This is a genomic window from Clostridium sp., from assembly GCF_051656525.1.
In the GTDB taxonomy this organism is placed as follows: Bacteria; Bacillota; Clostridia; order Clostridiales; family Clostridiaceae; genus Clostridium.
The window spans coordinates 1-1,008 of sequence record NZ_JBOGCC010000340.1 but is presented as its reverse complement, the minus strand read 5'-3'; the positions used below and the strand labels follow the sequence as shown (position 1 = coordinate 1,008).

The 1,008-nt window shown below is 29.0% G+C and carries 1 protein-coding gene and 2 pseudogenes; 2 read left to right on the top strand and 1 reads right to left on the bottom strand.

What is annotated here, in order from left to right:
* Positions 1–523: RNA-guided endonuclease TnpB family protein (locus ACRDDY_RS16875; protein ID WP_438566100.1), on the bottom strand; the 523-nt coding region annotated here is incomplete at its 3' end.
* A 33-nt stretch (positions 524–556) separates the two neighbouring features.
* On the opposite strand from ACRDDY_RS16875, the pseudogene ACRDDY_RS16870 reads away from it, so the two are divergent.
* Positions 557–757, top strand: a pseudogene (locus tag ACRDDY_RS16870) (transposase); the annotation flags it as partial.
* Positions 758–763: 6 nt separating this feature from the next.
* Positions 764–864, top strand: a pseudogene (locus ACRDDY_RS16865) (transposase); the annotation flags it as partial.
* Positions 865–1,008 lie beyond the last annotated feature (144 nt).

Sequence of the window (1,008 nt, the reverse complement as noted above, 5' to 3'; positions counted from 1 at the left end):
TGTCTTTTTCAAATTCAGTTAGTAAAGAAACGTAGTAAGCACCGTTAGGCTCTTGGCTAATGGTAGCTGATTTAATTACATAATTTTGAGGTATCTGTCTATGAAGTTTAATTTTAACTAAACCTAGCTTTGGAAGTTTTAGAAAATTTCCTTCAACTCTAATATTATTACTTGTAGATACTGTATTGTACGATTTTCTAGTTGACCTTTTAGATTTGAACTTAGGGAAGCTAGTTCTCTTTTGAAAGAAATTCTTATATGCAGTTTCTAAATTTTTAAGTGCTTGCTGTAATGCGATTGAATCAACCTCTTTCAAGAATGGTAGTTCAAGTTTAAGTAGGGGGAGCTCTTTAGCTTGGGTATTGTAAGTTACAGATTTTTTCTCTGTCTCATACAATTCTTTTCTTTGACCCAAAAATCTATTATACACAAGTCTAGTGCAACCAAAAGTTTGATTAATTGTATTCGCTGCAGTTTCATTAGGATAGATTCTATATTTAAAAGCTAAGTTATATGTCTTCATAGTTTTCACCTCCATTTTTAAATTTTATATGCTATGATAATATCATATTTAAAATTAGTTGTAAAGGAGAGCGTGGTTATGAATACTGAATTTAAAAAGAATAGACATTCTATCTACAATTTAACTTATCATTTAGTTGTAATTACAAAATATCGTAGAAAATGTATTAATGAGGATGTTTTGGAAGATTTAAAAGAAATATCAAAGAGATTATTAAGTGTCAAAGGCGGTAGTGTTTTAGAGGTAAATGGAGAAGAAGACCATTTGCATATATTATTTGAATGTCCACCACAAGGAAACTAGCCAAATTGGTAAATACTTTCAAAACAGTTTCATCAAGGTTAATTATAAAATAGATCCAAATTTACTAGAGATTGAGCTTACAGAAACTATTTTGGGATTAAACTTAACAACTATTATAGAAAAAATAAATCACTTAAAGACAATTGGATTTCAAGTTTCAATAGATGATTTCACTGCTGGAA